The sequence below is a fragment of the Streptomyces sp. BK340 genome (assembly GCF_007827595.1).
Lineage (GTDB): Bacteria > Actinomycetota > Actinomycetes > Streptomycetales > Streptomycetaceae > Streptomyces.
In genome coordinates this window covers 1-25,297 of record NZ_VISR01000032.1, presented here as the reverse complement: position 1 = coordinate 25,297, position 25,297 = coordinate 1, and the positions used below count along the sequence as shown (strand labels likewise).

24 protein-coding genes and 1 riboswitch are annotated in these 25,297 nt (G+C 71.6%); of the genes, 11 read left to right on the top strand and 13 right to left on the bottom strand.

Features of this window, described 5'->3' with window-relative positions:
• Positions 1–83 precede the first annotated feature (83 nt).
• Positions 84–545, top strand: a complete 462-nt coding sequence (locus FB157_RS39115) for a cyclic nucleotide-binding domain-containing protein (RefSeq protein ID WP_145885492.1) — start codon at positions 84–86, stop codon at positions 543–545.
• A 30-nt stretch (positions 546–575) separates the two neighbouring features.
• Here the strand turns inward: FB157_RS39115 and FB157_RS39110 are convergent, their stop codons facing one another.
• Both FB157_RS39110 and FB157_RS39105 read right to left on the bottom strand, forming a co-directional pair.
• Positions 576–1,250 (bottom strand): CBS domain-containing protein, encoded by a 675-nt coding sequence (locus FB157_RS39110; RefSeq protein WP_145885491.1) that lies wholly within the window; start codon positions 1,248–1,250, stop codon positions 576–578.
• A gap of 124 nt (positions 1,251–1,374) precedes the next feature.
• The gene (locus FB157_RS39105) at positions 1,375–3,093 is read right to left on the bottom strand and encodes a GAF domain-containing protein (RefSeq protein ID WP_145885490.1); all 1,719 of its coding nucleotides are present in this window, start codon (positions 3,091–3,093) and stop codon (positions 1,375–1,377) included.
• 294 nt (positions 3,094–3,387) lie between these two features.
• On the opposite strand from FB157_RS39105, the gene FB157_RS39100 reads away from it, so the two are divergent.
• Positions 3,388–3,846 carry a pyridoxamine 5'-phosphate oxidase family protein gene (locus tag FB157_RS39100; RefSeq protein ID WP_145885489.1) on the top strand — a complete coding sequence of 153 codons (459 nt, stop codon included), beginning with the start codon at positions 3,388–3,390 and terminating at the stop codon, positions 3,844–3,846.
• A gap of 86 nt (positions 3,847–3,932) precedes the next feature.
• Here FB157_RS39100 and FB157_RS39095 read toward each other — a convergent pair whose 3' ends face one another.
• Together FB157_RS39095 and FB157_RS39090 are read right to left on the bottom strand one after the other, a co-directional pair.
• Entirely contained in the window at positions 3,933–4,607 is a 675-nt protein-coding gene (locus FB157_RS39095; RefSeq protein ID WP_145885488.1) for a pyridoxamine 5'-phosphate oxidase family protein, read from the bottom strand.
• Between the two features lie 31 nt (positions 4,608–4,638).
• On the bottom strand, positions 4,639–5,538 hold the full coding sequence (locus FB157_RS39090) for a universal stress protein (protein WP_145885487.1): 900 nt from the start codon (positions 5,536–5,538) through the stop codon (positions 4,639–4,641).
• A 210-nt stretch (positions 5,539–5,748) separates the two neighbouring features.
• Here FB157_RS39090 and FB157_RS39085 point away from each other — a divergent pair, with 210 nt between their 5' ends.
• Entirely contained in the window at positions 5,749–7,470 is a 1,722-nt protein-coding gene (locus FB157_RS39085) for a SulP family inorganic anion transporter (protein WP_145885486.1), read from the top strand.
• 101 nt (positions 7,471–7,571) lie between these two features.
• Positions 7,572–8,261: a response regulator transcription factor gene (locus tag FB157_RS39080; protein ID WP_145885485.1), complete on the top strand. Its 690-nt coding sequence runs from the start codon at positions 7,572–7,574 to the stop codon at positions 8,259–8,261.
• Position 8,262: 1 nt separating this feature from the next.
• Here FB157_RS39080 and FB157_RS39075 read toward each other — a convergent pair whose 3' ends face one another.
• Both FB157_RS39075 and FB157_RS39070 read right to left on the bottom strand, forming a co-directional pair.
• Positions 8,263–9,456 carry a PotD/PotF family extracellular solute-binding protein gene (locus FB157_RS39075; protein WP_145885484.1) on the bottom strand — a complete coding sequence of 398 codons (1,194 nt, stop codon included), beginning with the start codon at positions 9,454–9,456 and terminating at the stop codon, positions 8,263–8,265.
• A gap of 181 nt (positions 9,457–9,637) precedes the next feature.
• A complete protein-coding gene (locus FB157_RS39070; protein ID WP_145885483.1) occupies positions 9,638–11,077 on the bottom strand; it encodes a gamma-aminobutyraldehyde dehydrogenase in 1,440 nt (479 codons plus the stop codon).
• Positions 11,078–11,247: 170 nt separating this feature from the next.
• Here FB157_RS39070 and FB157_RS39065 point away from each other — a divergent pair, with 170 nt between their 5' ends.
• The 7 genes from FB157_RS39065 to FB157_RS39035 all read left to right on the top strand — a co-directional run bounded on the left by FB157_RS39065 (position 11,248) and on the right by FB157_RS39035 (position 17,962).
• Positions 11,248–11,769, top strand: coding sequence for an Lrp/AsnC family transcriptional regulator (locus tag FB157_RS39065; RefSeq protein ID WP_145885482.1), 522 nt, complete (start codon positions 11,248–11,250; stop codon positions 11,767–11,769).
• Entirely contained in the window at positions 11,754–13,136 is a 1,383-nt protein-coding gene (locus tag FB157_RS39060; RefSeq protein WP_145885481.1) for an aspartate aminotransferase family protein, read from the top strand. Before FB157_RS39065 ends, FB157_RS39060 begins: the two co-directional genes overlap by 16 nt.
• 191 nt (positions 13,137–13,327) lie before the next feature.
• Positions 13,328–14,068: an ABC transporter ATP-binding protein gene (locus FB157_RS39055; RefSeq protein WP_145885480.1), complete on the top strand. Its 741-nt coding sequence runs from the start codon at positions 13,328–13,330 to the stop codon at positions 14,066–14,068.
• Positions 14,050–15,417 carry a hypothetical protein gene (locus FB157_RS39050; RefSeq protein WP_145885479.1) on the top strand — a complete coding sequence of 456 codons (1,368 nt, stop codon included), beginning with the start codon at positions 14,050–14,052 and terminating at the stop codon, positions 15,415–15,417. The genes FB157_RS39055 and FB157_RS39050 overlap by 19 nt, the downstream gene beginning before the upstream one ends.
• 127 nt (positions 15,418–15,544) lie before the next feature.
• Positions 15,545–15,952 carry a VOC family protein gene (locus FB157_RS39045; RefSeq protein ID WP_145885478.1) on the top strand — a complete coding sequence of 136 codons (408 nt, stop codon included), beginning with the start codon at positions 15,545–15,547 and terminating at the stop codon, positions 15,950–15,952.
• A gap of 37 nt (positions 15,953–15,989) precedes the next feature.
• Positions 15,990–17,114 (top strand): LOG family protein, encoded by a 1,125-nt coding sequence (locus FB157_RS39040; protein ID WP_145885477.1) that lies wholly within the window; start codon positions 15,990–15,992, stop codon positions 17,112–17,114.
• 161 nt (positions 17,115–17,275) lie between these two features.
• Entirely contained in the window at positions 17,276–17,962 is a 687-nt protein-coding gene (locus FB157_RS39035; protein WP_186581885.1) for an LAETG motif-containing sortase-dependent surface protein, read from the top strand.
• A 66-nt stretch (positions 17,963–18,028) separates the two neighbouring features.
• On the opposite strand, the gene FB157_RS39030 is transcribed toward FB157_RS39035, so the two are convergent.
• The 7 genes from FB157_RS39030 to FB157_RS48080 form a co-directional block, all read right to left on the bottom strand.
• Positions 18,029–18,823, bottom strand: coding sequence for a maleylpyruvate isomerase family mycothiol-dependent enzyme (locus FB157_RS39030; RefSeq protein ID WP_145885476.1), 795 nt, complete (start codon positions 18,821–18,823; stop codon positions 18,029–18,031).
• A 25-nt stretch (positions 18,824–18,848) separates the two neighbouring features.
• A complete protein-coding gene (locus tag FB157_RS39025; protein WP_145885475.1) occupies positions 18,849–19,871 on the bottom strand; it encodes an ABC transporter ATP-binding protein in 1,023 nt (340 codons plus the stop codon).
• Complete coding sequence (locus tag FB157_RS39020) at positions 19,871–21,472, bottom strand: iron ABC transporter permease (protein ID WP_145885474.1); 1,602 nt, start codon at positions 21,470–21,472, stop codon at positions 19,871–19,873. Before FB157_RS39020 ends, FB157_RS39025 begins: the two co-directional genes overlap by 1 nt.
• 41 nt (positions 21,473–21,513) lie before the next feature.
• On the bottom strand, positions 21,514–22,623 hold the full coding sequence (locus FB157_RS39015; protein WP_145885473.1) for a thiamine ABC transporter substrate binding subunit: 1,110 nt from the start codon (positions 22,621–22,623) through the stop codon (positions 21,514–21,516).
• A 74-nt stretch (positions 22,624–22,697) separates the two neighbouring features.
• Positions 22,698–22,805, bottom strand: a riboswitch (TPP riboswitch).
• Between the two features lie 35 nt (positions 22,806–22,840).
• Complete coding sequence (rlmN, locus tag FB157_RS39010; protein ID WP_145885472.1) at positions 22,841–23,947, bottom strand: 23S rRNA (adenine(2503)-C(2))-methyltransferase RlmN; 1,107 nt, start codon at positions 23,945–23,947, stop codon at positions 22,841–22,843.
• A 155-nt stretch (positions 23,948–24,102) separates the two neighbouring features.
• On the bottom strand, positions 24,103–24,705 hold the full coding sequence (locus FB157_RS39005) for a hypothetical protein (protein WP_145885471.1): 603 nt from the start codon (positions 24,703–24,705) through the stop codon (positions 24,103–24,105).
• Positions 24,706–24,951: 246 nt separating this feature from the next.
• Positions 24,952–25,278, bottom strand: a complete 327-nt coding sequence (locus tag FB157_RS48080; protein WP_222441010.1) for a DUF6083 domain-containing protein — start codon at positions 25,276–25,278, stop codon at positions 24,952–24,954.
• Positions 25,279–25,297 lie beyond the last annotated feature (19 nt).

Genomic DNA, 25,297 nt, shown 5'->3' with positions numbered 1-25,297 from the left:
CCGGGCCGGGTCCGGGCGGCCCGTGGTGCGGGGCTCCGGGGTGGCAGAGGGTGGGGTCAGACGCCACGAAGGGAGCTCGTGCGATGACCTCGGCCACGACCACCATGAACGCGGCCCTCCCCGCCGGACACCGTGAACGGCTGATGCGGGTCGCCCGTGAGGTGTCCTTCGGGGCCGGGACGCGGCTGTTCGAGGAGGGCCGGCGCGCCGACCGCTTCTGGATCGTGCGGACCGGCAGCATCGCGCTCGACCTGCGGGTGCCCGGCCGCCGTCCCGCCGTCGTCGAGTCGGTCGGGCACGGCGAACTGGTCGGCTGGTCCTGGCATTTCCCGCCCTTCCTGTGGCATCTGGGCGCCGAGGCGACGAGCCCGGTGCGGGCCTGGGAGTTCGACGCCGAGACGGTCCGGGAGATGTGTGCCGCCGACTCCGGCTTCGGGCGGGCCATCGCGGTCTGGGTGGGCCGGGTGGTGGCTCGGCGCCTGCCCGCTTCCCGGGTCCGGCTGCTCGACCTCTACGCCCCGTACGGCAGTGGTGGCCTGGCGTGACTCCCGGCTCCGGGGCGGTCGCCCCGGCCTTCACCCCCTGCTGTCGCTGAAGCTGCTGTCGCTGAAGGCGGTCAGCGCGCAGCGCACGTCGACCACACCCGGCACCGATCGCGCGAGCAGGGTCGCGATCGGTACGAGGACGGTGTCCTGGACCCGGCCGGTGAGCGTGACCACACCGTCGTGCACCTCGACCCGTACGGGCGCCGACCGTGTGCCGAAGAGCCGGGTGACGACCTCGCGGCCGACGTCCTCGGCGATGTCCTCGTCGTTCCGCAGGAACACCGTCAGCAGGTCGGAGCGGCTGACGATGCCCATGAGGGCGCCCGCGTCGTCGGTCACCGGCAGCCGCTTGACCCTGCTGCGGGCCATGACGCGCGCGGCGTGGGCGAGGGTCGCGTCCGGCGCCACGGTCACGGCCGGAGTGGTCATCAGCTCCTGCGCCGTCACCCCGTCCGCCTTGCGCAGGTCGGCGGGGTACGGCAGCTGTCCGTACCGGCCGGGGGCGCCCTCGCGGTACTCCTCCTTCGGCAGCAGGTCGGCCTCGGAGACCACGCCGACGACGCGTCCACCGCCGTCCAGCACGGGAAGGGCACTCACGTGCCACTCCCGCATGGTCCGCGCGATCTCCTTGAAGGCGGCTCCCGTGCGCAGGGCGACGACCGTGCGGGTCATCACGTCGTTCACGACGGTCGGAGTGCCGTTCATGGCGTCCTCCAAGGTGCTCGGATGCCGTCCGGCGGCACCTCAAGGGTGCCGCCGCGGGCCCGGCTGCCGCATGGGCCGGGTGGCCCCACCCGGGGCCCGATTCAGCCGGCCACCGGCCCGCCGCCTACTGGACCGGCAGCGGCACCCGCCACTCCAGTGTGGCGCCGCCGCCCTCGGTGCCGGACACGGCGAGGTGTCCGCCCAGCTGTTCCGCCCGCTCGGCCATGTTGCGCAGCCCGCTGCGGCGGCCGCCGGACGGGATGCCCACGCCGTTGTCCGCGACCGTCAGGAACACGTCGTGGCCGTCGGTCCGCAGGACGACTTGGGCCCCGTCGGCGTGGGCGTGCCGGGCGATGTTGGTGAGGGCCTCGGAGAGCACGGCCACCACATGGTCGGCCACCTCGCGCGGCACGTCGGTGTCCAGCAGCCCCTCCATGCGCACGCTCGGCGCGAAGCCGAGCAGCGGGGCCGCCTCCCCCGCCGCGCGGACGACCCTGGCCCGCAGTCCGCTCCCGGCGCCGCCCTCGCGTGCCCGCAGCCCGAAGATCGTCGAGCGGATGATCTTGATGGTCTCGTCGAGGTCGTCGACGGCCCGCAGAACCCGCTCGGAGGCTTCCGGGTGCTCGATGAAACGGCCCGCGCTCTGCAGCGTCATACCGGTGGCGAACAGTCGCTGGATGGCCAGGTCGTGCAGGTCACGGGCGATCCGGTCGCGGTCCTCCAGCACCGCGATCTGCTCGGCGTCCTGCCGCCGTTCGGCCAGCTCCATGGCGATCGCGGCCTGCGCGGCGAACCCCCGCAGCGTCTCGGTCTCGTTCTCCGAGAACACCGGGCGGCCGGCCTCGCGCACCAGCAGGACCACGCCCCGGGCGCCACCCTCCCCTGTGCCGATGGGGACGGCGACCGCAGGGCCGAGTCCGGTGAACCGCGGGGCTTCCCGGGAGAGCCGCGCGTCCTGGGTGATGTCGTCGGTCGCGACCGGAGCGAGGGCGGAGTACGCCAGCCCCATCAGGCTGTCGCACAGCGGCAGCACCAGTCCCCGGTGCTCCTGCGCGTCCACTCCGACGGCGATCTCCACGGCGAGCGACTCGGTGTCCTCCATCGGCAGCGCGACCGCCGCCAGGGCCGAGCCAGTGATCTCCCGGGCGCGCTCGGCGATCAGGTTCAGGGCCTCGGAGCGTCCGCTGCCCGACAGCAGGCTGTGCGTGATCTCCGCGTTCGCCCGCAGCCAGCGCTCCCGCAGCCGCGAGTCCTCGTACAGCCGCGCGTTGTCGATGGCCACGCCGGCCGCCACGGCCAGCGTCGACAGCACCGACTCGTCCTCCTCGTCGAACTCCGCGCCGCCCCGCTTCTCGGTGGGGTACAGGTTGCCGAACACCTGGTCGCGGACCCGGATCGGGACACCGAGGAAGCTGTTCATCGGCGGGTGGTTCGGCGGGAAACCGTACGAGGCCGGGTGCTCGGACAGTTTCGCGAGCCGGAGCGGCTCCGGGTGCCGGATCAGTTCGCCGAGGATGCCGTGGCCCGCCGGATACGGCCCGATCTCGGCGATCTGCCGCTCGGTGACGCCCACCGTGTAGAACCGGGACAGCCGTGTGCCGTCCGGTCCGATGACGCCGAGGGCGGCGTACTCCGCGTCCACGAGCACCGCGGCCGCGTCCACGATGGAGTGCAGGGCCTGCTCCAGGTGCAGCTCCCGGCCGACGGCGAGCACCGCCTCCAGCAGGCTGTGCACCCGGTCCCGGGTGCCGCGGGCCGCGTCGATCCGGGCCTGCAGTTCCTCCAGCAGCTCGTCGAGCTTCAGCTGCGGCAGTCGTACACGGGGCCCCTCGGGGCTTGCCACCACGTTCCTCCAGGTCACCTGGGCGGGGACACCCGGACCCTCCGGGTCCCCACCACCGTATCCGCCATCGGCGGGTGCCTTCGGGCGACCTTGGCCGAAGGACCTACGGTCCCTGGACGGGGACCGATCGGCACTGGCCCGGCGGCGCCGCACGCGCGACGGTGGACACAGGAGCGGCACCGATCCCCCGCGGTGTCGCTCCGCACGCATCCCGTCCCGACGCCGATGCCGAGGCGTAGGCGTAGGCGGAGGCCGATGAGAAGCGAACGACGCACCCCACGAAGAAATCCCGCCATGATCACTGACAAGGGCCCTGCGTCGCACCGGCGCGTCGATCTCGACCGTGCCGAGGCCCTGCGGCTGCTGGGCAGCGTGTCCCTGGGAAGGGTCGTCTTCACCCGTCAGGCCCTGCCCACCGTCCGCCCGGTCAACCACGTCCTGGACGACGGCGACATCGTCATCCGCACCCATGAGGGCGCGGCCCTGACCTCCCAGGCCCGGCAGGCCGACGGCCCCGGAGTCGTCGTGGCCTACGAGGCCGACGCCATCGACCCGGACACCCACCTCGGCTGGAGCGTGGTGGTCACGGGATACGCGCAGGTGGTGACCGACGCGGAGGAACTGACCCGTATCCGGGGGCTGTTGAAGCCGTGGGCGGCCCTGCCGGGGATGGACCACGCGGTGCGGATCCACCCCGATCTGGTCACGGGCATCATGCTGACCTCGCGGGGCGACGGGCCGGAGGACGGCTGACCGCGCCGACCGCGCGGGAGCACGGCGGAAGGCCACGCGCGTACGGTCGTACACGCGTCGCCTTCCGCCGTACCGCCCCCTCCTCCTCACACGGTGATCCGGCGTCCGGTCACGGTGAACGGATCGATGCGCACCCACAGGCTGCGGGAGCCTCCGGCCCAGGGCGCGCTGTGGGCACGTTCCGTGAGCCGGCGCCGCTCCTGCGGGTCGCTGACCGCGCGCGCGGGTCCGCGGACCAGGACGCTCCAGCCCTGGCTGAACGCGTCGTCGATTCGGTCGACCTCGAAGGCCACCTGGCAGCCGATGGCCAGGGCCGGCGTGGCGCCGCGCTCGGTCCGGAAGACGATCGCCCCGTCCACGACGCTGTAGTTGACGGGCACGATCACCGGACCGGAGGCCGTGCCGAGCGCGAGCCGCCCCACCCCGTGCGTCGCCAGCAGGGCCCGGCACTCCCCGGTGCGCAGCCGGGTGAACTCCGGTGCGGGCGCGGCGTGTCCGATACCCGGCGGCAGGTCGACGGCACCGCCGGTGAGTTCGGTGACGGTGGTCTCCAGTGCCGTGGCCAGGGCCATCAGCACGCCGGTGCCCGGCGTGGCCCCGGGATGCTCCTCCAGGTACCTGAGATAGCCGGCCGCCATCCCGGCGCGCGCCGCCGTCTCCCGCCGGGTGAGGCCGAGTTGGATGCGCCGGGCGGCGAGCCTGCGGCCCAGGTCGCCCAGCGGCGCCTCCGTCGCCGTGTCCGCTCTCGTCTGCTCGTTCATGATCATGGCTTCTCCTCCTCGGGCCGGCGAGTCAGCCGTGCGCGACCACGGCGACGGGAGCGTCGGCGTGATGCAGGACGGCGTGGGTGACGTGGCCGATGTGGGCGCCGAGCCGGCTGGTGCGGATGCGCCGGCCGACGACGACCAGAGAGGCGTCACGGGAGGCGTCGACCAGGACGGGGGCCGCATGGCCGGTCCGGCTCACCTCGGTCACGTCCACGTCCGGGAACTTCTGCAGCCAGGGGCGCACCACCTCGGTCAGGACGTCGGCCTCGCTGCGTGCGATCGATTCCCGCAGGTCGTAGACGGCGGACAGGGGGTCGACGGGCGGCGGTGTCCAGCCGTGCACGATGCGCAGCGGGGCGTCGCGGCGCGCGGCGGCGTCGAAGGCGAACTCGAGCAGTGTCTCGTCGGGGTCCTGGGTGTCGAGGCCGAGGACGACGGGCCGGAAGGGTGCCGAGGCCGAGGGCACGCCCGCCGGGTCCATCCGGTGCTCGTCGGCGGCCTGTTCACCCGCCCTGACCAGCACCACGGGCCGTACGACCCGCGCGATGACGGACAGGCTCACCGAGCCGACCAGGAACCCGCCGAGCCCGCCGAGGCCCCGCGAGCCGAGCACCAGCAGCTCGGCGGCCTGCGCCGCCTCGCACAGCACGTCGGCCGGTATCCCGGTGCGCTGCTCGGCGGTCACGTCGAGACCGGGGTGGCGCAGCCGGATGCCCTCGGCGAACTCACGCGGAACCCGCTCGGTCCAGTACGGCTGGGTCTCCGCCGCGGGCAGCGGCGCCTCGCCGATCAGCCCGGGCGTGGGCTCCCAGACATGGACGATCTTCAGAGGCAGGCCCCTCAACGCTGCCTCACGGGCCGCCCATTCCGCTGCGGCCCGGCTCTCGGGCGAGCCGTCGAGACCTGCCGTGACCGGTCGGGTCATGCTCTCCACCTCCAGGGGCGAGGAACCAGTTCCACCACTGCCACCATCCTGCGACCGGAGCCGCGGGAAGCAGGGGCCACTCGTCCCCGGCCGGGACCGACCGGCCCTGAGCGGGCCGGCGGCGGGACGGGTGCCGCGCGGCGGGGCCCGCACGCCTCGCGGTGGCCGGTGCCCCGGTGGATCCTGGGGGCGGACGGCGGAGGTCGGCGCATGGCCAAAGGACGGGCCGGGCGGGTTCCGGGGCCGTGGGGTCCCGTGCCCGGGCCCGGTGCGCTTCTCGCGCGCCTGTGGAGCCGGCTGCGGGGCGACCTGCCGGCGGGTGTGACGGTGGCCGCGTACCTCGTGCCGCAGTGCATGGCGTACGCGGGCGTGGCCGGTCTGCCACCGGTCACCGGACTCTGGGCGATCCTCCCGGCGCTCGGCCTCTACGCGCTGCTCGGCTCGTCACGTCTGCTGTCGGTCGGCCCGGAGTCCACGACGGCCCTGATGACGGCCACGGTGGTGGGCCCCCTGGCCGCCGGCGACCCGGGCCGCTACGCCGCGCTGGCGGCCGCCCTCGCCGTCACGGTCGGGCTGCTGTGCCTGGCGGCCCGCGCGATCCGGCTGGGCTTCCTCGCGGACCTGCTCTCCCGCCCGGTCCTGATCGGCTACCTGGCGGGCGTGGCCCTGATCATGGCGGTGGACCAGTTGACCAGGCTCACCGGAGTGCGGACGAGCGGCACGGAGTTCTTCCCCCAGCTGTGGTCCTTCTGCACCCGTCTCGCGGACGCCCACCCGGCGACCGTGGCCCTCTCCGCGGCCGTACTGGTGTTCCTCTTCGCCGTCGCCCGCTTCTTCCCCAGGCTCCCCGGACCGCTGCTCGCGGTGGTCCTCGCCACGGTGGCCGTCGTGGTCCTCGACCTGGACGGCCGGTACGGCGTCGCGGTGATCGGCACCGTGCCCTCCGGCCTTCCGGACCTCGCCCTGCCGGATCTCTCCGCGGTGCCGGGCCTGGCGCTGCCCGCGCTCGGCGTGCTGCTGGTCGCGTACACCGACATGATCCTCACCGCGCGGGCGTTCGCGGACCACGGCGACGAGAACGCGCTGGACGCCGACCGGGAGTTCCTCGCCCTGGGCGCCACCAACCTCGGCGCCGGTGTGCTGCACGGCTTCCCGGTCAGCAGCAGCGCCAGCCGTACGGCGCTCGCGTCCTCCGCGGGCGCCCGCAGCCAGCTGTACTCGCTGGTCGCGGGGGCGGTGGTACTGGCCGTCCTGCTGTTCCTCAGCCCGCTGCTGTCCCGCATGCCCTCCGCCGCGCTCGGCGCACTCGTCGTCTACGCCGCCGCCCGCATGATCGACGTCGCGGGCTTCCGCCGCCTCGCCTCCTTCCGGCGCCGCGAGCTGTTCCTGGCCCTGGGCTGTCTGGCGGGCGTGCTCACCCTGGGCATCCTGTACGGGGTGGTCGTGGCCGTCGGCCTGTCGATCGCCGAACTGCTGACCCGGGTGGCCCGGCCCCACGACGCGGTCGAGGGCCTGGTCCCCGGGATGGCCGGCATGCACGACGTCGACGACTACCCGCAGGCGCACACGGTCCCCGGTCTGCTCGTCTACCGCTACGACTCGCCCCTGTTCTTCGCCAACGCGGAGAACTTCCGGCGCCGGGCGCTGGACGCCGTGGACGAACAGACCGAACCCGTACGGTGGTTCGTCCTCAACACCGAGGCCAACGTGGAGGTCGACATCACGGCCCTGGACGCCGTGGAGGACCTGCGCCGGGAGCTCACGGGCCGAGGCATCGTCTTCGCCCTGGCCCGGGTCAAACAGGACCTGCTGGACGACCTCGAGTCGTACGGCCTCGCGGAGTCCGTCGGCGCCGGCCACATCTTCCCGACGCTGCCGACGGCGGTGGCCGCGTACCGGGAGTGGAGCCGCGACCACGACCGCGACCGCTGACCGAGTAGGGCCTTTCGGCCCTGGTGTCCACGGCTCCGACGGACGATGATCGGCTTCGGGGCGGTCCTCAGGCTGCCCCGACCGGGGAACGAGGGGTCGTCATGACCGAGGCACACACCTTCACCGAGCAGCACCCGATCCGGGTGTTCCTGCTGGACGACCACGAGGTCGTCCGGCGCGGCCTGGCCGACCTGCTCGACGCCGAACCGGACATCTCCGTGGTCGGCGACGCGGACACCGCCGAGCACGCCCTCACCCGCGGCCCCGCGCTGCGCCCGCACGTCGCCGTGCTCGACGTGCGCCTGCCCGACGGGGACGGCATCTCGGTCTGCCGCGAGCTGCGCAGCCGGATGCCGGAACTGGCCTGCCTGATGCTGACCTCCTTCGACGACGAGGACGCCCTGCTCGACGCGATCATGGCCGGGGCGTCCGGGTACGTCCTGAAGCAGATCAAGGGCTCCGACCTGGTGTCGGCGGTCCGCACGGTCGCCTCGGGCCAGTCGATGCTGGACCCCGCGACGACCGCCCGCCTCATGCGGTCCCTGCGGACCGGGCCCGCCGAGACTCCCGCACTGCCCCCCGAGCTGGCGAGTCTGTCCCCGCGCGAACGCGACATCCTCGCCCTGATCGGCGACGGCCTGACCAACCGCGAGATCGGCAGCAAGCTGTACCTGTCCGAGAAGACCGTCAAGAACCACATCTCCCGCCTGCTGGCCAAGCTGGGCGTACAGCGCAGGGTCCAGGCCGCGGTCCTGGCCTCGCACCTGGAGCAGCACGGCGACCAGGACTGACCTACAGCCCCACGATCCGGTTCCACCGCTTCGCGAACTCCACCCGCTCCTCGGAGGTGATGTCCCGGGCGATGGCCAGCCGCTTGCGCATGGTGTCGTCCGGGAAGATCAGGGGGTTGCCGGCCAGGGCCGCGGTGTCCTTGTCCTTGGACGCCGCCAGCACCTCCCTGGCCGCCGGGACCGGGCAGACGTAGTTGACCCAGGCGGCGAGCTGCGCGGCGACCTCGGGGTCGTAGTAGTAGTCGACCAGGCGCTCCGCGTTGGTCTTGTGGCGGGCCCGGTTGGGGATCATCAGGGAGTCCGACCACAGCTCGGCGCCCTCCTCGGGGACGACGAAGCGGATGTCGGGGTTGTCCGCCTGGAGCTGGATGACGTCGCCCGAGTAGGCCTGGCAGGCGAGGACGTCGCCGCTGACCAGGTCCTTGGTGTAGTCGTTGCCGGTGAAGCGGCGGATCTGGCCGCCGTGGACCTCGCGCTCCACCTGGTCGCAGACCCGGTGGAAGTCGTCCGCGGTCCACCGGGTGACGTCCACGCCGTTGCCCTGCATCAGCAGCGCGAACGACTCGTCCAGGCCGGAGAGCAGGGTCACGCGGCCCTTGAGGTCGCTCGCCCAGAGGTCCGAGACGTGGCGTATCTCGCGGCCGAGCTTGCGGCGGTTGTACGCGATGCCGGTGATGCCGGACTGCCAGGGCACCGTGAACATGCGGCCCGGGTCGAAGCCCGGTGAGCGCAGGAGCGGGTCCAGGTACTTCGCCACGTTGGGCTGGTGGGCGCGGTCCATCCGCTGCACCCAGCCCAGGCGGACGAAGCGCGCGCACATCCAGTCGCTGATGACGATCAGGTCGCGGCCGGTCGACTGGTGGTTCATCAGCGCGGGGCTGATCTTGCCGAAGAACTCGTCGTTGTCGTTGATCTCCTCGACGTAGTCGACGGAGATGCCGGTGCGCTTCCCGAAGGCCTCGAGGGTGGGCCGCCGGTTGGGGTTGTCGTCATCGGTGTCGATGTACAGCGGCCAGTTCGCCCAGGTCAGCTTCTTGTCGGTGGCGGACACGTCGGTCACGGCACGGTCGCCGGGCTTGACGTAGGCGGCGGGCACCCCGCAGCCGGCCAGGGCGCCGAGCGCGCCGGTGCCGCCGAGCGCGCGCAGCAGGGAACGGCGGGAGACGGGACGCGGAACCGAGGATGTCTGGGGCACCAAGGCAGGATGCCGTGGGGCCCCGTGCGCGGACAATCGACGCTGCGTCGATCCCACCGGGTGGGACCCGACACCTTGTCGATCACAGCCGGGAGAACGGCCGGCACCGTACGGCAGAAGGGCGCGGCCCCGGACGGGGAGGTGAACCCGTCCGGGGCCGCGCATGTCCGTTCCCGGATTCCTACGAGTCGAGCGACGTCATCACGTGCTTGATCCGCGTGTAGTCCTCGAAGCCGTACGCCGACAGGTCCTTGCCGTAGCCGGACTTCTTGAAGCCGCCGTGGGGCATCTCGGCGACCAGCGGGATGTGGGTGTTGATCCACACGCAACCGAAGTCGAGCTTCTTGGACATGCGCATCGCGCGGCCGTGGTCCTTGGTCCACACCGAGGAGGCGAGGGCGTACTCGACGCCGTTGGCCCACTCGACGGCCTGGTCCTCGTCGGTGAAGGACTGGACGGTGATGACCGGGCCGAAGACCTCGTTCTGGACGATCTCGTCGTCCTGCTTCAGGCCGGAGACGACGGTCGGGGCGTAGAAGTAGCCCTTGTCGCCGACCTGGTGGCCGCCCGCCTCGACCTTGGCGTGGGCGGGCAGGCGCTCGATGAAGCCGGAGACCTGCTTGAGCTGGTTGGGGTTGTTCAGCGGGCCGAAGAGCACGTCCTCGTCGTCCGGCTGGCCGGTCTTGGTCTCGGACGCGGCCTTCGCCAGCGCGGCGACGAACTCGTCGTGGATGGACTCCTGGACGAGGACGCGGGTCGCGGCCGTACAGTCCTGGCCGGCGTTGAAGTAGCCCGCCACCGAGATGTCCTCGACGGCCTTGGCGATGTCGGTGTCCTCGAAGACGACGACCGGGGCCTTGCCGCCCAGCTCCAGGTGGACCCGCTTGAGGTCCTTGGAGGCGGACTCGGCGACGGACATGCCGGCGCGTACGGAGCCGGTGATGGAGGCCATCGCCGGGGTGTCGTGCTCGACCATCGCGCGGCCGGTCTCACGGTCGCCGCAGATGACGTTGAAGACGCCCTTGGGCAGGACCGAGCCCATGATCTCGGCGATCAGGACGGTCGAGGCGGGGGTGGTGTCCGAGGGCTTCAGGACGACCGTGTTGCCCGCGGCGATGGCCGGGGCGAACTTCCACACGGCCATCATCATCGGGTAGTTCCACGGCGCGACCTGCGCGCAGACGCCGACCGGCTCGCGGCGGATGATCGAGGTCATCCCGTCCATGTACTCGCCGGCCGAGCGGCCCTCGAGCAGCCGGGCCGCACCCGCGAAGAAGCGGATCTGGTCGACCATCGGCGGGATCTCCTCGGAGCGGGTCAGCCCGGTCGGCTTGCCCGTGTTCTCCACCTCGGCCGCGATCAGCTCCTCGGCACGCTCCTCGAACGCGTCCGCGATCTTCAGGAGGGCCTTCTGCCGCTCGGACGGGGTCGTGTCGCGCCAGGCCGGGAAGGCCGCGGCGGCGGCCGCCATGGCCGCGTCCACGTCCGCCTGTCCGGACAGCGGAGCGGTGGCGTACGCCTCGCCCGTCGCGGGGTTGACCACCTCGGTGGTCCGTCCGTCGGCGGCGTCCCGGAACTCACCGTCGATGTAGTTGCGCAGACGACGCAGCTCGGTGCTCACTGCCGGCCTCCTGGTCTGGTTCAAGCTGTCCAATCAATGAGACACCCACCCTAGTCGCCGCCCCCACGTTTTCAACACCCCCATCCCGGCCTCTTCTGCGAAATCCGCAAGACTGGGACTCGCAAACAACGAATTTCATCGATACGGCCTTGCGAAACTGTCGAGACGTCGTGCACAGTGAGCTCGTGGCCAGTCGAAGCGCAGACCAGAGGGACTCGTCCCGCGAGTCCAGGAACGGCAACAGTCCCCAGCTGGACGCCGTCTCCCTCGCCATCATTCAGCAGCTCCAGGAGGACGGCCGCCGGCCGTACGCCGCGATCGGCAAGGCCGTCGGCCTCTCCGAAGCGGCCGTGCGCCAGCGCGTCCAGAAGCTGCTGGACCAGGGCGTGATGCAGATCGTCGCCGTCACGGACCCGCTCACCGTGGGCTTCCGCAGGCAGGCGATGGTCGGGATCAACGTCGAGGGCGATGTCGAGTCGATCGCGGACGCGCTGACCGGCATGTCGGAAGTCGAGTACGTGGTGATGGCCGCGGGCTCGTTCGACATCCTCGCCGAGATCGTCTGCGAGGACGACGACCACCTGCTGGACGTCATCAACAAACGCATCCGGGCCCTGCCCGGGGTGCGCTCCACCGAAAGCTTCGTCTATCTGAAGCTGAAGAAGCAGACCTACATGTGGGGAACCCGATAACCGTGACCCAGAAGGACCTCAGCCGCACCGCGTACGACCACCTGTGGATGCACTTCACCCGCATGTCCTCGTACGAGAACTCTCCCGTCCCGACCATCGTGCGGGGCGAGGGCACCTACATCTACGACGACAAGGGCAAGCGCTACCTCGACGGTCTCGCCGGTCTGTTCGTGGTCCAGGCCGGTCACGGCCGCACGGAACTCGCCGAGACCGCCTTCAAGCAGGCCCAGGAGCTGGCGTTCTTCCCGGTGTGGTCCTACGCCCACCCGAAGGCCGTGGAGCTGGCCGAGCGCATCGCCGACTACGCCCCCGGCGACCTGAACAAGGTCTTCTTCACCACGGGCGGCGGTGAGGCGGTCGAGACCGCCTGGAAGCTCGCCAAGCAGTACTTCAAGCTGCAGGGCAAGCCGACCAAGTACAAGGTCATCTCGCGTGCGGTCGCCTACCACGGCACCCCGCAGGGCGCCCTGTCCATCACCGGCCTGCCGGGCCTGAAGGCCCCCTTCGAGCCGCTGGTGCCGGGCGCGCACAAGGTGCCGAACACCAACATCTACCGCGCCCCGCTCTTCGGCGACGACCCGGAGGCCTTCGGCCGCTGGGCCGCCGACCAGATCGAGCAGGAGATCCTCTTCGAGGGCCCGGACACCGTCGCCGCGGTCTTCCTCGAACCCGTGCAGAACGCCGGCGGCTGCTTCCCGCCCCCGCCCGGCTACTTCCAGCGCGTGCGCGAGATCTGCGACAAGTACGACGTGCTGCTCGTGTCGGACGAGGTCATCTGCGCCTTCGGCCGCCTGGGCACGATGTTCGCCTGCGACAAGTTCGGCTACGTCCCGGACATGATCACCTGCGCCAAGGGCATGACCTCGGGCTACTCCCCGATCGGCGCCTGCATCGTCTCCGACCGGATCGCCGAGCCGTTCTACAAGGGCGACAACACCTTCCTGCACGGCTACACCTTCGGCGGCCACCCCGTGTCGGCCGCGGTGGGCCTGGCGAACCTGGACCTGTTCGAGCGCGAGGGCCTCAACCAGCACGTGCTGGACAACGAGGGCGCGTTCCTCTCCACGCTGCAGAAGCTGCACGACCTGCCGATCGTCGGCGACGTCCGCGGCAACGGCTTCTTCTACGGCATCGAGCTGGTGAAGGACAAGCACACCAAGGAGTCCTTCAACGAGGAGGAGACCGAGCGCGTCCTGTACGGCTTCCTCTCCAAGGCCCTGTTCGAGAACGGCCTGTACTGCCGCGCCGACGACCGTGGTGACCCGGTCGTCCAGCTCGCCCCGCCGCTGATCTCCAACCAGGAGACCTTCGACGAGATCGAGCAGATCCTGCGGGCCACCCTCACGGAGGCGTGGACCAAGCTCTGATCATCCGACTGGATGACCGACACCGGCCCCGGTGCCGTCCGTTCGAGTGAGAACGGCGGCCCGGGGCCGTGTGCTGTCCGGCCTCCCGGTAGCGGCTGCCTAGCGTTCCAGTGACCGATCGGCCCAGCCTTCGTTCCCCCGGACGGGGGACGCAGCAAGGGAACAACGGATCAGAACCGAGGTGTACGCCCATGGAGGCCCCGCCGGACAACGACGTGCTGTGGGCACGCTCCCTGCACTTCACGCACCGCGACGGCTCGCCAGGCCTGGCCGGTGTCTCGCTCGCGGTGCGGCAGGGCGAGATCCTCGCCGTCAGCGGCCCGCGCGGCAGCGGCAAGACCACGCTCCTCAGGTGCCTGTCCGGCCTGGTGCGGGCGCAGCAGGGCGAGGTCTGGTTCAACAGCACGCCCATGCACACGCTGGGGACGATGGCCCGTGAGCGGCTGCGCCGCGACCGCTTCGGCTGGATCGACCCGTCCCCCGCGCTCGTACCGGAGCTGAACGTCTGGGAGAACGCCGCCCTCCCGCTGATGCTGCGCGGCACCAGCCGCCGCCGGGCCAAGGTGGCCGCGCTGGAGTGGCTGGAGCGGCTGGACGTCGGCGACCGGGCCCGCAGACGCCCGCACGAGCTGCAGCAGGCGGAGCGCCAGCGCGTCTGCATCGCCCGTGCGCTCGCCCCCGGGCCCACGGTCCTCTTCGCGGACGAGCCGACGGCCCCGCTGCACCGCGCCGACCGCGCCCATGTGCTGCGCACGCTCACCACGGCGGCCCGCTCGCACGGGATCACCGTCGTGCTCGCCACGCACGACTCCGACACGGCGGCCCTCGCCGACCGTGCGCTCGCCCTGCTGGACGGGCGCCGCGTGAAGACCGTGCACCTGCCGGACGCCCCGGAGACGGAAGGCCGGGCCGCGTGCTCGCTCTCCGCCTGACCCGCGCGGCCCGGCCCGCCGTCCAGCTGCGCCGTCTGCTGGTCGCCGCCGCCTCGGGGGGCACCGGCTTCCTGCTGCTCGGCACCCTGGGCTACGCGCTGGGCCACCCGCAGACCCCGGGCGCGGCCGTGCTGCGGCTGGCCTGGTGCCTGGTCCCGCTCGCCGCCACGGTGTACTTCGCGCTCGCGGTGGCCCGCACGGACCCCGGTACCAGACCCCGGCAGAACCTGTCCGCCGTGGGCCTGGGCCCGGCCCGCCTGATGGCGGTCTCGGCGCTGACGACGGCCCTGTCCACCGCCCTGGGCTCGATGCTGGCGCTGCTGGTCTTCCTGCACCTGCGCGGCGATCTGACGGGCATGCCCTTCGACGGCGCGGCGGCCCAGTTCCTGGCCGTGGACCAGCCCCTCCCGGTGCCGGCGGCCCTGACCCTGCTGGGCCTGGTCCCGGTGTTCGCCTCGACGGCGGTGGCCGTCGCCCTGCGCCCCAGGGACCCGCGCCGGCCCGCCAGGACAACCCGCGCCTCCGGCCGCTCCGGTGCGCACGGTCACGCGGCACAGCGAGAGACGTCCGGGGTGCGCGGGAGGCTCGGGGCGCGGTTGTTCGCCCCCGCGGGGCCGCGTGCCGCCGCCGGGGAGCCGGAGAGCGCCCGGCAGACTCCGCCCGAGGCGGCTCACGCCGGGGTCACCGACTCCGAGGCACCGGAACAGGACGCCGCCGAGCCCGACATCCCCGCCGCCCTCCCGCCGCCCCGTGAAGCCCCCGTGGGCCTGCCCTGGGGCGTCGCCACCGTCGCCGCCGGCCTCGCCGTGCAGGCCTACGCCGGTCGCACCACCCCCGCCCCGGACCTCACCGACCTGCCGGTCGAGGCCTTCACCGTCCTGGTCGGCTGGGTGCTGACCGCCCTCGGGCTCGTCCTCGCCTCCCCCGGCCTCACCCATCTGTGCGGGCGCGTCCTGCAGTCCGTCCGGCCGGGCGCGCTCAGGCTGCTGGCCGGCCGGGGCCTGATGGCGGAGGCCACCCGGATCGGCCGCCCCCTCGGCGTGGTGTGCGCGGTGGCGTCCGCCGCCTACGCCCTGACCGCCCTGTACAACGGCCCCGAACCCTCCTTCGGCCCGCTGACGACCCTCGGCGCGCTCGTGGTCACCGGCAGCACGGTGGCGACCCTGCTGACGGCGGCCACCGAGGCCCGCCAGTGCCGTGCCGACACCGTGGCCGCGCTGCTGCGCCTCGGCGCCCCCGCCGCGATGCTGCGCAGTGCCGCCGCCCTCCGCGCGGCCGCGCTGCTCGCCGTGTTCGGCCCGCTCACCCTGGCGATCGCCGACCTGGCGGCGCTGCCGATGGCCCACTGAGCGTCGAACGAGAAGGTCTCCCGGAGGACCTTCCGGAAAAGATCTCCGGCCGCCGATGAGTTTCGCGGCGGCCCGGGGTCCAACCCAGCGAACGCCGGCAAGCGCACGGACCGAGGGAGACAGACCCATGTACCAGCAGATGATCTTCGTGAACCTGGCCACCGCCGACGTCGAGGCGTCCAAGAAGTTCTTCACCGCGCTCGGCTACACGATCAACCCCCAGTTCAGCTCCGACGACTGCACCTGCGTCGTGATCAGCGACACGATCGTCGCGATGCTGCTCAGCAAGGAGCACTACGCCACCTTCACGAAGAAGGCGATCGTCGACTCGACGACGTCCAGCGAGGTGCTGGTGTGTCTGAGCGCCGAGAGCCGCGAGAAGGTCGACGAGCTGGTGGACAAGGCGATCGCGGCGGGCGGGAAGCCGAGCGGCGAGACGCAGGACCACGGCTTCATGTACGGCCGTGCCTTCGACGACCTCGACGGCCACACCTGGGAGGTCATGTGGATGGACCCGGCGGCGGTTCAGGGCTGACCCGGTCCGTTCGCACGGACGTGCCTAGCATGGGCGGGTGCATCCGACACCCGCCCAGCCGCTCGACGGCTCCCACGACCGCGAGATCGAGTCCCTGGCCGAGTTCGACGAGGTGGTCGCCGAGCGCGGCTCGCTGGCCCACCATCGTGTCCAGGCAGTCGATCTGACGGACCGTACGAAGACTCTGCTCACCCTCGACACCACCGGCGCCGTCTTCCTCGGCTGCCCCATGGACCCCGAGGCGGCCGCCCACGTCCGGTCGTCCGGCGCCCTGGTGTTCCCGCCGGTCCCGGGGCTCCCCTTCGACCCGTACCGCGGCTTCGCCTACGCACCCGAGGAGTTGTTCGCGTCGCTGAAGGAGGGCTACGAGGCGACGCCGGACGCACGGGCCTACGCCTGGTTCCAGCGCACCAGGGCCGACGGTGACGTCTTCGCCTCCATGCTGCGCGCGATCCACGACGACGCCGTCTCCGACGCCCTGGACGAACTCCTCGCCGGCGCCCGGGTGGTGGGCGTCATGGGCGGCCATGCGATGGCCCGCGGCACGGCCGCGTACGCCGGAGCCGCCCGGCTGGGCCGGGAGCTGGCACGCGCCGGGTTCACGGTCGCCACCGGCGGCGGCCCCGGGGCGATGGAGGCGGCCAACCTCGGCGCGTACGCCGCCCCCTTCGACGACGGCATGCTGGAGGGGGCGCTCCGGCTCCTCGCCGGGGCGCCCTCGTTCCGGCCGTCCGTCACCGAATGGGCGCGGGCCGCCTTCGAGGTGCGCGAACGCTGGCCCGGCGGCGGGGAGTCGGTGGGCATCCCCACCTGGTTCTACGGCCACGAACCGCCGAACGCCTTTGCCGCGCACATAGCCAAGTACTTCGCCAACGCCACCCGCGAGGACGGCCTGCTGGCCCGCTCCACCGCCGGGGTGGTGTTCCTGCCGGGCGCCGCCGGCACCGTGCAGGAGATCTTCGACAACGCGACGCCGAACTACTACGAGTCGCGGGGCGAGCCCACGCCCATGGTCCTGGTGAACGAGGAGCACTGGACACGCGAACTGCCGGCCTGGCCGCTGCTGCAGTCGCTGGCGCGGGGGCGGTCCATGGAGTCCCGTATCGCCCTCGTTGACCGGATCGAGCAGGCTCCGGAGGCGTTGAAACGTCTCTGCAGTTAATAAGCAGGCAAAGCCAAGGGCGGCCACGGGCATATGCATTGACACTCTTATGGAGCGCTTATAAACCTGTGAGCCTCCTGGGGGTGCTGGGGCATCACCTCGTCCCTCGTCCCATCTCCCCCTCAGCCCCCCGCAGTTCTGCACTCTGAAAAGGACAGACGTTGTCCATAACTCGCCGTAGCGCCCGCCGTTCCGTGCGCATCCTGGGTGTTGCCTCCGCCTCCGCCGCGCTGGCCCTCGGTGTCGCCGGCCAGGCCCTCGCCTGCAACATCACCGAGTTCTCCGCCGAAGCCCAGTGCGACGGCAACAAGGGCGTCATCGTCGTCACCGACAAGGACGCCTCCGGTACCCCGGCCACGATCACCGTCTTCTCGAAGAACGCCGCCGGTGTCGAGAAGCAGGTCGGCGAGCCGCAGGACATCAAGGGCTCCGCCAAGGGCACCACGGTGAACTTCCAGGAGAACTGGAAGCCCAACGCCACCTACCGCGTCCACGTCAAGGCCGGCGACCAGGTCGACGAGGACATCAAGCCCGACCTGGTGACCCCGTCGACGGCCTGCAAGAAGGAGGAGTCCCAGACTCCGACGCCGCCGGCCAGCCCGACGCCGAAGCCGTCGGCGTCCACCCCCACCTCCACCCCGACTCCGTCGGCCTCCGAGAGCAGCTCCGCCCCGGCGGGCGCGCCGAGCAACGCGCCGTCCCCGGCGGCCGCCGACTCGAACCTCGCCGAGACCGGTGCCAGCTCCAACACCGGCCTGATCGCCGGTGTCGCGGGCGCCCTGGTCGTCGTCGGCGGTGGCGCTGTCTACTTCGGCATGCGCCGGCGTGGGGCGAGCAGCGGCCGCTGACGCCTCACTTCGCACCTCACCCGGCCCGTCCCCGATCCCCAGGGGGGCGGGCCGCGGTCGTCCTCGTCAGAACGCGGACCGCTCCAGCCAGAACTCCAGCACCTCGCGCTCGCCCAGCACCTCCAGGCCGGGGGCGTCCAGCGGCAGCCGCCGGTAGAAGGCGAGCAGGAGCGGGGTGAGCGGGCCGCGCAGGGCGACGGTGGCCTTCTCGTGGCCGCGGCGCCAGCTGACGCCGTCCGCCGCGAGCTCGACGATCCACTCGGCGTGCAGCGCCGGGTCGCTGTCGGTGGCGTGGAGGTGGATGGTGCGCGGCGGACCGTCCAGCCTGAGCGCCCCCTCAGCGCCACGATGCCGCTGGACGAAGAGGGCGATGTCCAGCCACTCGTCCAGCGCGTCGGCGGCCACCTCGGGTGCCACCTCGTAGGGCACCCCCGCGGTGAGCGTGGCGTCCGCGCGGTGGACGGTGATCTCGTGGGTCATCCTGCGGGCCCAGAAGGCCGCGTCGGACATGCCGATCCAGGACCACACCGCGGTGTCCGGTCCGGCCTCGCGCAGGGCGCCCACGACCAGTTCGCCGGTCTCCGCCAGCCATTTGTCCAGGGCCGCCGCGTCACCCCGCTCCTCGGGTCCGGCACCGAACGGGATCTGCTCCTGCGGGATGTTCTCCTTCGCCCGGGTGCGCACCAGGGCGTCCACCCAGCGCAGGGCCCTGCCCACATGGAGTACGAGGTCCTCCAGCGACCAGTCCGGGCAGGTCGGCACGGTGGCCGCGAGGTCGGTGCCGGAGGTCAGCACCGCCCTCAACTGCCCCACCTGGTGAGCGATTTCGTCGCAGTAACGGTCATGGGTGAGCAAAGTCATGTCCCTCACCCTAGGGGTGAGGTGATCAGCCGAGCACCACGATTTCGGCCGCGTCGAACGCGACCCCCAGCTCGGCCCCGGCCTCCGGCGCGTCCCGGAGTGCGCAGGCCGCCTCCAGGCGCGGGCCGCCGTCCCGGGGCCGGAGGTGAACGGCCACATGGGTGCCCTTGAAGGTGCGGGCGGTCACCGTGCACGGCAGACCCTCGTCGGCCGCGACGAGCCGTACACCGGCGGGCCGGACCAGCAGCGAGCGGTTGCCCCGGGGCGAGCCGTCGGGCACGGGCAGCTTGCCCCACGGGGTGGTCGCCGCCGTGTCGCCGACGGTCGCCGGGACCACGTTGTCGAAGCCGAGGAAGCGGGCCACGAACTCGTCCGCGGGCCGCTGCCAGACCTCCAGCGGCGTCCCGGACTGGGCGATCCGCCCGTCCCGCATCACCACCACCCGGTCGGCCAGCGCGAAGGCCTCGCCCTGGTCGTGGGTGACGGCGAGCACGGTGGTACCCAACCGGCCGAACAGCTCTTTGAGTTCGACCACCAGTCGCTCCCGCAGCGAGCGGTCGAGCTGCCCCAGGGGTTCGTCCAGCATGAGCAGCCGGGGCCTGGGCGCGAGCGCCCGGGCCAGGGCCACGCGCTGCTGCTCGCCGCCGGACAGCCCGGCGACGGCCCGCCCGGCGGCTCCCGGCAGCCCGACCAGCTCCAGCAACTGCCCGACCTCGGCCTCCCGGCCGCCCCTCGGCACACCGTGCATCCGCAGCCCGAAGGCCACGTTGCCGCCGACGTCCCGCTGCGGGAAGAGCTGGTGGTCCTGGAACATCAGCCCGACACCCCGCCGGTGCGCGGGCACGCCCGCCTGGTCCCGGCCGTCGAGCAGCACCCGGCCCGAGTTCAGGGGCTGCAGTCCGGCCACCGCCCTGAGCAGTGTCGACTTTCCACTGCCGCTGGGTCCGAGCACGCACACCACCTCGTGCTCGGCGACATCGAGGCCGACCGCGTCGAGCACGGGCCGCCCGCCGAGGCGCACGGTCGCGTCCGCAAGGCTCAGCAGCATCAGAACTCCCCCGTCCGGTCGGTGCGCAGCCGCTCCAGGAGCAGCAGGGCCGCAGCGCACACCACCATCAGAATCGTCGACAGGGCCATCGCCTGCCCGTAGTTGAGGTCACCGGGCCGGCTCAGCAGCCGGGCCACCGCGACCGGGAGCGTCGGGTTGTCGGGCCGCGCGATGAACACGGTCGCCCCGAACTCCCCGAGAGACACGGCGAACGCGAACCCGGCCGCGATCAGCAGCGCCCGCCGCACCAGCGGCAGGTCGACCTCCCGCCAGACCCGCCAGGGCGGGGCACCGAGCACGGCCGCCGCCTCCCTGAGCCGTCCGTCCACCGCCCGCAGCACGGGCAGCATGGTCCGTACGACGAAGGGGGCGCCCACCAGCGCCTGCGCGAGCGGGACGAGGATCCAGGACTGCCGCAGATCCAGCGGGGGCCTGTCCAACGAGATGAGGAAGCCGAAGCCGACGGTCACGGCGGAGACGCCGAGGGGCAGCATGAGCAGCGCGTCGAAGCCGCGCACGAGCCGTCCGGCGTCCCTGCGGGCCAGCGCGGCGGCCGCGAGTCCGCCGATCAGCACGGCGACGGCGGTGGCGGCGAAGGCGTACTCGAGCGAGGTCCACACGGCGTGCAGGGGTGCCACGAGGAAGGTGCCGCCGTCGGCGTCGGTGAGCGCCCGGTAGTAGCCGAAGCCCGGCGCGTCGAGGGAGCGCTGCACGAGCACGCCGAGCGGCAGCACCAGCAGCAGGGCCACGGTGACCAGGACCCCGGCGAGCAGCGCCCACTGCCCGGCGCCGCGCGGCCGGCGGGCGGTCATCTTCGGGTCGACGAGCCGCAGGGCGGTCTCCCGGCGCCGTACCGTCCAGGCGTGCACGGCGAGGATCGCGCCCACCGCGACGAACTGGACGAGGGTGAGGACGGCTGCCGTGGACAGGTCGAAGACTTCTGAGGTCTGGCGGTAGATCTCCACTTCGAGGGTGGAGAAGGTGGGTCCGCCGAGGATCTGCACCACGCCGAAGGAGGTGAAGGTGAACAGGAACACCATCAGCGCTGCGGCGGCCACGGCGGGTGCGAGGGCGGGCAGCGTCACCTTCCGCCAGGCCCGCAGCGGGGACGCGCCGAGCATCCGGGCGGCCTGTTCCTGCCTGGGGTCGAGCTGGGCCCACAGCCCGCCGACCGTGCGGACGACGACCGCGTAGTTGAAGAAGACGTGCGCCAGCAGGATCGCCCACACGGTGGTGTCGAGCCGTACGCCCCACAGGTCGTCGAGCAGACCGCCGCGGCCGACGAGCGCGAGGAACGCCGTGCCGACGACGACGGTGGGCAGCACGAAGGGGACCGTGACGACGGCCCGCAGCAGGTGTCTGCCCGGGAAGTCCAGGCGGGCGAAGACGTAGGCGGCGGGCAGGGCGAGCAGCAGGGTGAGCGCGGTGGAGGCGACCGCCTGCCAGGTGGTGAACCACAGCACGTGCCGGATGTCCGGCTGGGCGACGACGTCCGCCATCCGCCCGAACTGCCAGACGCCGTCCACCTTCAGCCCGCGCGCGACGATCGCGGCGACGGGCCAGGCGAAGAAGACGGCGAAGAACGCGACGGGCAGGGCCATGAGCCCCAGCCGCGCCGCGCTCCCGCGCGTCCGCCTCGTGGCTACTTCAGTACGAGAGACGTCCACGACTTGACCCACTGGTCGCGGTTGGCGGCGATCTTGCCCGGGGCCATCGTCTCGGGGTCCTTGGCGGCCGGCCCGTACTTGGTGAAGTCGTCGGGCACCGCGGCGCCCTGCACCACCGGGTACACGAACATGTTCAGCGGCATGTCCTGCTGGAACTCCTTGGAGAGCAGGAAGTCGATGAACGCCTTGGCACCCTTGGTGTTCTTCGCGTTGCTCAGCAGCCCGGCGAACTCGATCTGCCGGAAGCAGGTGCCGGTCGCGACGCCGGTCGGCGCGGTGCTGGGCCGCTTCTTGGCGTAGATCACCTCGGCGGGCGGGGAGGAGGCGTACGACACGACGAGCGGCCGGTCACCGCCCGCCTTCCTGCCCTCGGACGAGCCGGAGAACTCCTGGCGGTAGGCCTGCTCCCAGCCGTCGACGACCTTGACCCCGTTGGCCTTGAGCTTCTTCCAGTAGCCCTGCCACCCTCCCCCACTCTCGGCTTCGCTCGAGCGGGAGGTGCCCCCATCGCCGTACTGCGCGGCGCTGCCGAGCAGGAAACCGAGGCCGGGCGAGGAGGTGGCCGCGTTCTCGGTGACGAGGAGGTTCTTGTACGCGGGCTTGGCGAGGTCGGCGAAGGTCTGCGGCGGGGTCAGCTTGTGCTCGCTGAAGTAGGCCTTGTCGTAGTTGACGCAGATGTCGCCGTAGTCGACGGGCGTGACCCGGTGCTTGTCCTTGTCGAGCTGGTAGGCGGCGCCGACGGTGCCGAGGCCCTTCGCCTCGTACGGCTGGAACAGCCCGTTGTCGAGAGCCCGGGACAGCAGGGTGTTGTCGACGCCGAAGAAGACGTCACCCTGCGGGTTGTCCTTGGTCAGGATCGCCTTGTTGACGGCCTGACCGGCGTCGCCGCCCGGCAGTACCCGGACCTTGTAGCCGGACTGCTTCTCGAAGTCCTTGAGCACGTTCTTCGAGACGGCCCACGAGTCGTGGCTGACGAGAGTGACGGTCTTGGAGTCCGCCGAGCCCTTGCCGTCCGTCGATCCGCACGCGGACAAGGTGAGCAGGCCGAGGCCGACCGCCGCGGCCACGAGGGTCTTGGTGTTCACGTGAGTTGTCCTCCTGGGGTTGGCCAGGAAGAACGCGGCCCTGCCCGGGCACGAACCCGGGCAGGGCGCAACAGCATGAGTGGTGACCGAACTTCCTACCCAGAATGACCTGGGCGAGGTTCAGAGGGTCTGCGGCCCGCTTGCCGCACTCTCAGCGCTGTGGCGCTCCCCTGTCGGAATATGAAGATGTGATGGGACGCGATGGAACGCAGCCAGATTACCGCTCGGTGGCCGCGAGCTGACCACACGCCCCGTCGATCTCCTGCCCGCGGGTATCCCGGACGGTGACCGGCACGCCGTGGGCGGCGATCGCCTCCACGAACGCCTTCTCGTCCTCGGGCCGCGAGGCGGTCCACTTGGACCCCGGCGTCGGGTTCAGCGGAATGAGGTTGACGTGCACGGGCTTGCCCCTGAGCAGCCGCCCGAGCCGGTCACCGCGCCAGGCCTGGTCGTTGATGTCGCGGATGAGCGCGTACTCGATCGACAGCCGGCGCCCGGACTTCTCGACGTAATCGAACCCGGCGTCCAGCACCTCGCGCACCTTCCACCGCGTGTTCACGGGGACGAGGGTGTCGCGCAGCTCGTCGTCGGGGGCGTGCAGGGAGATCGCGAGCCGGCACTTGAAGCCCTCGTCGGCGAACCGGTGGATGGCGGGCACGAGGCCGACCGTCGAGACCGTGATCCCGCGCTGCGACAGCCCGAGTCCGTCCGGCGCGGGATCGGTGAGCGCACGGATGGCTCCCACGACCCGGTTGTAGTTGGCGAGCGGCTCACCCATGCCCATGAAGACGATGTTGGAGAGCCGCGCGGGCCCGCCGGGCACTTCGCCGTCCCGCAGCGCCCGCATGCCGTCCACGATCTGGTGGACGATCTCGGCGGTCGACAGATTCCGGTCGAGCCCCGCCTGCCCGGTGGCGCAGAAGGGGCAGTTCATCCCGCATCCGGCCTGCGAGCTGATGCACATGGTCACCCGGTCCGGGTACCGCATCAGCACCGACTCCACGAGCGTGCCGTCGAACAGCCGCCACAGCGTCTTGCGGGTCGTCCCCTGGTCGGTGGACAGATGCCGGACGACGGTCATCAGGTCCGGGAACAGCGCCTCGCGCAGCCGGTCCCGCGAACCGGCCGGGATGTCGGTCCACTGCTCGGGGTCGTGCGCGTACCGCGCGAAGTAGTGCTGCGAGAGCTGCTTGGCGCGAAACGGCTTCTCCCCGACCTCGGCCACCGCCTCCTTGCGCTGGGCGGGCGTGAGGTCGGCAAGGTGCCGCGGCGGCTTCTTGGCTCCGCGCGGGGCTACGAAAGTGAGTTCTCCGGGCTTAGGCATGGCTCTATCAGTGTCGCAGATCCACTTGGGTGACCTGGGGCCGGTCGCTCGCTACGACTGTCGTTAGTAGGCGTCATCGGTCGTCACTGAGCGGCGTCGGACGGCCCAGGGACGGCCCAGCCGGCGGCGCGGTGCACCCGGCTGAGCTGCTCTGTCTATCGTTCCGGCCCACTCACCCGGAGCAGATCATCCATGGCGCTGCGTGCTGCCGCCACGAAGGCGTCGAGGCAGTCATCCAGGCGCGAGTGGATTTGGAACCACGAATCAGCGGGCGTCTCCTCGCCCGGCCCGCCACGGCTTCCGTCCTGCCGCCAGCGCCGCAGTGTTCGGAGCGTGGGAGGTAGCTGGGACAGACACAACATAAGCTCGTCAGCCAGTTGCGAAACCGCCTCCGGCCCCTCCAGCTGCACCTTGTGTACGGAGCCTCCGGCCGCCCTGACTGCTGCGTCGAGCTCGGCAGCGAGGGCGTCGGTGTCGCCGACCGCCTCGTAACGGGAGCGCATGATCATGTCGCCAAGCCTGCCGCCATCGTGACTGACGGTATGGGCGTCGGCCAGGAACTGCTGATACACCTGCCGACGGTGATCGATCTGGAGCTCTCGTATCTGTCGACGCTCTTCGGCTTGCAACAGCCGCGTCTGTTGCTGTTCAGCGGACAGGAGCTGTAGCCGTTGCTGCTCTGCGAGGGCTGCATCCTTGCGCCGTTCCGACCGGAACGTAACTGCTGCAGTCAGTCCGCCGCCGGCAAGCGTCCCCAAGACGCTTACACCGCCACAAGTAGAGAGTCCGCCATGGGCCTCATGCTGCCAGCGAAGACTTCTTCGCGTTCGAGGATTGATCACTAGCTTGGAAGATCGCGTATGCGGATTCGGTCTGAGCTGGCAAATCACTGACCTGCGGTTTCTCGGGTCGCTCTCCGGTGTTCCCCGCTGCTCCCCGCCGCTCGCCGCCCGATCGGGCACGCGGGAGACACGGTGCATGCTCACCGCTCGCTGCTGCGTGACCTACGGCTCACCCCAGTCGGGGACGCACATCATGCTGTGAGCCGGCACCACGGGTTCGCTCGGCAACGGATCGATTCCACGGACCCGTACGGCCACGATATCGGCAGGGATGGATCGAGCCGGGAGCCTCGTCAAACGCCACCTGAAGGCCTCTGGGACGTCCTTAGCGGGCAGTTCCACCATGGCGAGGCTTACCCATCGGCCGTAGTTGGTGGGGTACACGCGGATCGAAGCGCCGCATTCAGGGCAAAGGTTGCGTCCATGGAGATGGTGTACGGGTTCGACCTGATCCGGGGGTTTGCTCCGGCGTCGGGATGATGCCCGCATAGATGAACGGCCACCGGCT

Excerpts from the sequence above, each read along its gene's own strand:
- FB157_RS39115 (WP_145885492.1), top strand. The coding sequence starts at position 84 with ATGACCTCGGCCACGACCACCATGAACGCGGCCCTCCCCGCCGGACAC.
- FB157_RS39110 (WP_145885491.1), bottom strand. The coding sequence starts at position 1,250 with ATGAACGGCACTCCGACCGTCGTGAACGACGTGATGACCCGCACGGTC.
- FB157_RS39090 (WP_145885487.1), bottom strand. The coding sequence starts at position 5,538 with ATGACCCGACCGGTCACGGCAGGTCTCGACGGCTCGCCCGAGAGCCGG.
- rlmN (WP_145885472.1), bottom strand. The coding sequence starts at position 23,947 with ATGCCTAAGCCCGGAGAACTCACTTTCGTAGCCCCGCGCGGAGCCAAG.
- FB157_RS39095 (WP_145885488.1), bottom strand. The coding sequence starts at position 4,607 with ATGAACGAGCAGACGAGAGCGGACACGGCGACGGAGGCGCCGCTGGGC.
- FB157_RS39025 (WP_145885475.1), bottom strand. The coding sequence starts at position 19,871 with ATGCTGCTGAGCCTTGCGGACGCGACCGTGCGCCTCGGCGGGCGGCCC.
- FB157_RS39080 (WP_145885485.1), top strand. The coding sequence starts at position 7,572 with ATGACCGAGGCACACACCTTCACCGAGCAGCACCCGATCCGGGTGTTC.
- FB157_RS39085 (WP_145885486.1), top strand. The coding sequence starts at position 5,749 with ATGGCCAAAGGACGGGCCGGGCGGGTTCCGGGGCCGTGGGGTCCCGTG.
- FB157_RS39045 (WP_145885478.1), top strand. The coding sequence starts at position 15,545 with ATGTACCAGCAGATGATCTTCGTGAACCTGGCCACCGCCGACGTCGAG.
- FB157_RS39055 (WP_145885480.1), top strand. The coding sequence starts at position 13,328 with ATGGAGGCCCCGCCGGACAACGACGTGCTGTGGGCACGCTCCCTGCAC.
- FB157_RS39020 (WP_145885474.1), bottom strand. The coding sequence starts at position 21,472 with ATGGCCCTGCCCGTCGCGTTCTTCGCCGTCTTCTTCGCCTGGCCCGTC.
- FB157_RS39030 (WP_145885476.1), bottom strand. The coding sequence starts at position 18,823 with ATGACTTTGCTCACCCATGACCGTTACTGCGACGAAATCGCTCACCAG.
- FB157_RS39100 (WP_145885489.1), top strand. The coding sequence starts at position 3,388 with ATGATCACTGACAAGGGCCCTGCGTCGCACCGGCGCGTCGATCTCGAC.
- FB157_RS48080 (WP_222441010.1), bottom strand. The coding sequence starts at position 25,278 with ATGCGGGCATCATCCCGACGCCGGAGCAAACCCCCGGATCAGGTCGAA.